The organism is Methylobacterium symbioticum (genome assembly GCF_902141845.1).
GTDB classification, from domain to species: domain Bacteria; phylum Pseudomonadota; class Alphaproteobacteria; order Rhizobiales; family Beijerinckiaceae; genus Methylobacterium; species Methylobacterium symbioticum.
The window spans coordinates 1-5,573 of sequence record NZ_CABFPH010000183.1 but is presented as its reverse complement, the minus strand read 5'-3'; the positions used below and the strand labels follow the sequence as shown (position 1 = coordinate 5,573).

1 protein-coding gene is annotated in these 5,573 nt (G+C 48.6%); it reads left to right on the top strand.

Translation table 11 applies throughout. The annotated features are described in order from the left end of the window. Positions 1-744: 744 nt before the first annotated feature. Positions 745-1,536, top strand: a complete 792-nt coding sequence (aadA1, locus tag MET9862_RS28185) for an ANT(3'')-Ia family aminoglycoside nucleotidyltransferase AadA1 (protein ID WP_001206316.1) — start codon at positions 745-747, stop codon at positions 1,534-1,536. Positions 1,537-5,573: the final 4,037 nt, after the last annotated feature.

The following is a 5,573-nucleotide window of genomic DNA, read 5'->3' as shown; positions in this document are numbered from 1 at the left end:
ACTAGTATGGCCCGGGGGATCCGGCGCGCCTAGGCCTTGACGGCCTTCACTCAATTCGCCCTATAGTGAGTCGTATTACGTCGCGCTCACTGGCCGTCGTTTTACAACGTCGTGACTGGGAAAACCCTGGCGTTACCCAACTTAATCGCCTTGCAGCACATCCCCCTTTCGCCAGCTGGCGTAATAGCGAAGAGGCCCGCACCGAAACGCCCTTCCCAACAGTTGCGCAGCCTGAATGGCGAATGGGAGCGCCCTGTAGCGGCCACTCAACCCTATCTCGGTCTATTCTTTTGATTTATAAGGGATTTTGCCGATTTCGGCCTATTGGTTAAAAAATGAGCTGATTTAACAAAAATTTAACGCGAATTTTAACAAAATATTAACGCTTACAATTTAGGTGGCACTTTTCGGGGAAATGTGCGCGGAACCCCTATTTGTTTATTTTTCTAAATACATTCAAATATGTATCCGCTCATGAGACAATAACCCTGATAAATGCTTCAATAATATTGAAAAAGGAAGAGTATGCGTAGCCGTAATTGGAGCCGTACCCTGACCGAACGTAGCGGCGGTAATGGTGCGGTGGCGGTGTTTATGGCGTGCTATGATTGCTTTTTTGGCGTGCAGAGCATGCCGCGTGCGAGCAAACAGCAGGCGCGTTATGCGGTGGGCCGTTGCCTGATGCTGTGGAGCAGCAACGATGTGACCCAGCAGGGCAGCCGTCCGAAAACCAAACTGAACATTATGCGTGAAGCGGTGATTGCGGAAGTGAGCACCCAGCTGTCTGAAGTGGTGGGCGTGATTGAACGTCATCTGGAACCGACCCTGCTGGCCGTGCATCTGTATGGCAGCGCGGTGGATGGCGGCCTGAAACCGCATAGCGATATTGATCTGCTGGTGACCGTGACCGTGCGTCTGGATGAAACCACCCGTCGTGCGCTGATTAACGATCTGCTGGAAACCAGCGCGAGCCCGGGTGAAAGCGAAATTCTGCGTGCGGTGGAAGTGACCATCGTGGTGCATGATGACATTATTCCGTGGCGTTATCCGGCGAAACGTGAGCTGCAGTTTGGCGAATGGCAGCGTAACGATATTCTGGCCGGCATTTTTGAACCGGCGACCATTGATATCGATCTGGCCATTCTGCTGACCAAAGCGCGTGAACATAGCGTGGCGCTGGTTGGTCCGGCAGCGGAAGAACTGTTTGATCCGGTGCCGGAACAGGACCTGTTTGAAGCGCTGAACGAAACCCTGACCCTGTGGAACAGCCCGCCGGATTGGGCGGGTGATGAACGCAACGTGGTGCTGACCCTGAGCCGTATTTGGTATAGCGCGGTGACCGGCAAAATTGCGCCGAAAGATGTGGCGGCGGATTGGGCCATGGAACGTCTGCCGGCGCAGTATCAGCCGGTGATTCTGGAAGCGCGTCAGGCGTATCTGGGCCAGGAAGAAGATCGTCTGGCCAGCCGTGCGGATCAGCTGGAAGAATTTGTGCATTACGTGAAAGGCGAAATTACCAAAGTGGTGGGTAAATAATAACTGTCAGACCAAGTTTACTCATATATACTTTAGATTGATTTAAAACTTCATTTTTAATTTAAAAGGATCTAGGTGAAGATCCTTTTTGATAATCTCATGACCAAAATCCCTTAACGTGAGTTTTCGTTCCACTGAGCGTCAGACCCCGTAGAAAAGATCAAAGGATCTTCTTGAGATCCTTTTTTTCTGCGCGTAATCTGCTGCTTGCAAACAAAAAAACCACCGCTACCAGCGGTGGTTTGTTTGCCGGATCAAGAGCTACCAACTCTTTTTCCGAAGGTAACTGGCTTCAGCAGAGCGCAGATACCAAATACTGTTCTTCTAGTGTAGCCGTAGTTAGGCCACCACTTCAAGAACTCTGTAGCACCGCCTACATACCTCGCTCTGCTAATCCTGTTACCAGTGGCTGCTGCCAGTGGCGATAAGTCGTGTCTTACCGGGTTGGACTCAAGACGATAGTTACCGGATAAGGCGCAGCGGTCGGGCTGAACGGGGGGTTCGTGCACACAGCCCAGCTTGGAGCGAACGACCTACACCGAACTGAGATACCTACAGCGTGAGCTATGAGAAAGCGCCACGCTTCCCGAAGGGAGAAAGGCGGACAGGTATCCGGTAAGCGGCAGGGTCGGAACAGGAGAGCGCACGAGGGAGCTTCCAGGGGGAAACGCCTGGTATCTTTATAGTCCTGTCGGGTTTCGCCACCTCTGACTTGAGCGTCGATTTTTGTGATGCTCGTCAGGGGGGCGGAGCCTATGGAAAAACGCCAGCAACGCGGCCTTTTTACGGTTCCTGGCCTTTTGCTGGCCTTTTGCTCATTAGGCACCCCAGGCTTTACCCGAACGACCGAGCGCAGCGAGTCAGTGAGCGAGGAAGCGGAGAGCGCCCAATACGCAAGGAAACAGCTATGACCATGTTAATGCAGCTGGCACGACAGGTTTCCCGACTGGAAAGCGGGCAGTGAAGTGAAGGCCCATGAGGCCAGTTAATTAAGCGGCCGCGATATCCTGCAGATGCATCCAGTACTAGTATGGCCCGGGGGATCCTTATCTGTCAAAACCGCTAATGTCCGTTCTAAGACCGTCTGGAGAACACTTGCCCATCAGTGCTTTTGAACCTTTTTTTCACAGGTCCCTTCCGATTACACTGAGAAGCTGACCACACCTGCTAGAAGATGGAGGTATGCAGCCCGTTAGTAGGAGTAATACTACCCAGCTTATAACCCTCAAACGTAGGGCAGATGGCGGCCGCGATATCCTGCAGATGCATCCAGTACAAGTATGGCCCGGGGGATCCTAGAGACCATTCGCGATTCCATGAGACTCCAAGGGTTCTGCACAACTTATGCACCTCTATTAGATCATTGTGTTCTACGAAGCCTGGACTGCATTACATATTCACAACCAACATGAGAAGAGCGGAATAGATGGCCGGATGTTTGGTGGCTTTGATATATTGTGAGGAGCATTGCGAACCCTAGAGCTGTCCGGTCAAATAACCCCCTCACAATAAGTGTAATGTCATGGGATAATCAAAAGACTAAGGGAGGGCTTTTATAGAAGGCGTGAGGTCATGCTATCCCCCTCTGAAGACGCGGCCGCGATATCCTGCAGATGCATCCAGTACTAGTATGGCCCGGGGGATCCGTATACGTTTCTAATTTGTAGTTAACGGTTGGATACCACTTTGAGGCATGTAATATGGTACTGAGCTTCGGCACAGGGCTCAAATTGCATCATTAAATGTCTCCGATGTGGCTATATGTCATGGATAAAGGCAGCCCCCTATATCTTTTTTTGTGGCAGCATGGGTCCATCAAAGCAATTATTCAGGGTCTTAATGACCTCCACAGCTCTAAACGTAATTCATCTGGCTTTGCCTGTACTTACTTCCTCCATGAAAAAAAGTGTTGATAATGCTCATAATGCTGCCCAGCAATTTCCTCCCTTCTCAAGACTATTCTGGCTTCCTGGGTACTTAAAAACAGGGCTTAGAGTATGGCTGCTGACAAAATTGCACTCTAAACGCTAGCTTAGGTCTTCTGCGGCCGCGATATCCTGCAGATGCATCCAGTACTAGTATGGCCCGGGGGATCCGTTAGCTATCGTTCGCGAGAAAGTTAGTAGACACACAGGACCCAGGCGTGCAAGTCAATTTCAGCTGACTACACCGATTCTGGTTAAAAGAGCCTATGGCCACCCTTATTTTAGAGAAAAAAAACCACACCTCTAATGTGTTGGGCACTAGAAAAAGCTAACTACCTAGTCCGTTTCTGGACGACTTCATTGGGAATAACATACCCCCCACTGTGATTAAGACTGGCACTGTCCTAATGCTTTCTTCAATAGGTTTGGCTCATGTGTGATTCCCTCTGGCAAACTTATAGAGGACAAGCAGAATAAACCAATTCAAGGTCGTTGTAGCTGAAGGCCTGGCCTGCCTGACAGTTAATTATGAGCATGTCTTGCCCTTCATGGTGGATATTCACAGCTGAAAGTGGTATTGGCATTTTTTTCTGAGGACACAACGAGGAAATCTGATAAATACGGCCACCTGAAGTCTAGCTCGGAGTTAACAATTTACCACGTTTAGAGCGGCCGCGATATCCTGCAGATGCATCCAGTACTAGTATGGCCCGGGGGATCCGCTCGCACTTAGCCTGTTAAGGGGTTCGCGCTCGTCTAGTCTGTGCTGTTGCCTGGATAGTAAATTATCATGGTACAAACTTTTAAGAGCCAGTTAAATGGAGATGGATTTAAAAAGAGTTATTGTAAAGTCTCCCCAGGTGTGTCATTAAATATCCCAACAGATTGCCCTGGCCTGACCCCCTAAATGCAATTTTGGGATTCCCTTTTAGTTGCTTTCATTAAAATGTACCAGCGCAGTAAAAAAAGCACAAAGTATATTGTTTATGTAACTCACTATCTCATTTGCACTGGTTACATGGCAGCTTCAGACTGACTAAAACTACACTTTTCCCACCATGGTTCAAAGATCAACAGAACTGGGCCAACAAAAGCAATTTTTTCATGTGGTCTAACTACCAACTTATTATGAGTTAAGTTACTTTTAGGTTTAAAATCACAGCAGTTTTTCCCTCCACACCTCCCAGAGATACTTTCAGGGTGGCTAAACTTGGCTAAAGGCTTCCGGACCAACCCTTGTTTCTTTATGGTGCTTGTGTCCTGACAACCGCGTAAGGCATGGAAATTCAGCTATTTATCCGATCGTTTATATGGGCGTGCGGCCGCGATATCCTGCAGATGCATCCAGTACTAGTATGGCCCGGGGGATCCTTGGACCGTTAATTCATATATCGAAGTAGCAGGTTGTTGCCCCGCCTGATGTTGCCACTACTTGCTCATGACAGTTTTTTTAGGCAATGCAAACTACTATTTGATATTTTTTTCCAAGTACAGTTGTAGGGTACTCCTTATACTGATTCTTCTGAGCCTGTACGGGGAGCATTAGGTACTGATGTAGTAGGAGTTGAGCTTCACAAATTCACCAGGTAAGCCCAAATTTATTTTCTGCTTGGACAGGTCCACCTCACATGGGTCTGTCTAATATATTAAAAGAGGGATTTTCTTTGCTGTATTGCAGCCCAGTATATCTGTTACTTACAGTAGTAGTCCATTATTGCTGGCCTAGGGGCTTTTGCTCCTACACGAACACCACTCTGTAAAATTTGAGGTCGTCCTTAGAGTCAAACCATTCATGGAGCGCTCTGTGCATCTACCAACTATCGCTAAGCATTCACTTGGTTGGTTTAAGTGGAGGCAACTCCATTATCTTCTAGCATACCCTTCCCAGGCTACATGTAGAAAGAGATCTGTTGGGCCCCACTATTTTTTCACCCAGGGAAGCCTACTTTAGTTATAGCTTGCCAGAGATTTTCTGTGTCATGTAGAAGTCATCCACTTTTAACACCAGGAGGTGGATGTGGGGCCAGGAAATATGTCAATAACGATACGGGACTTCTAACAGTGACTCGCGGCCGCGATATCCTGCAGATGCATCCAGTACTAGTATGGCCC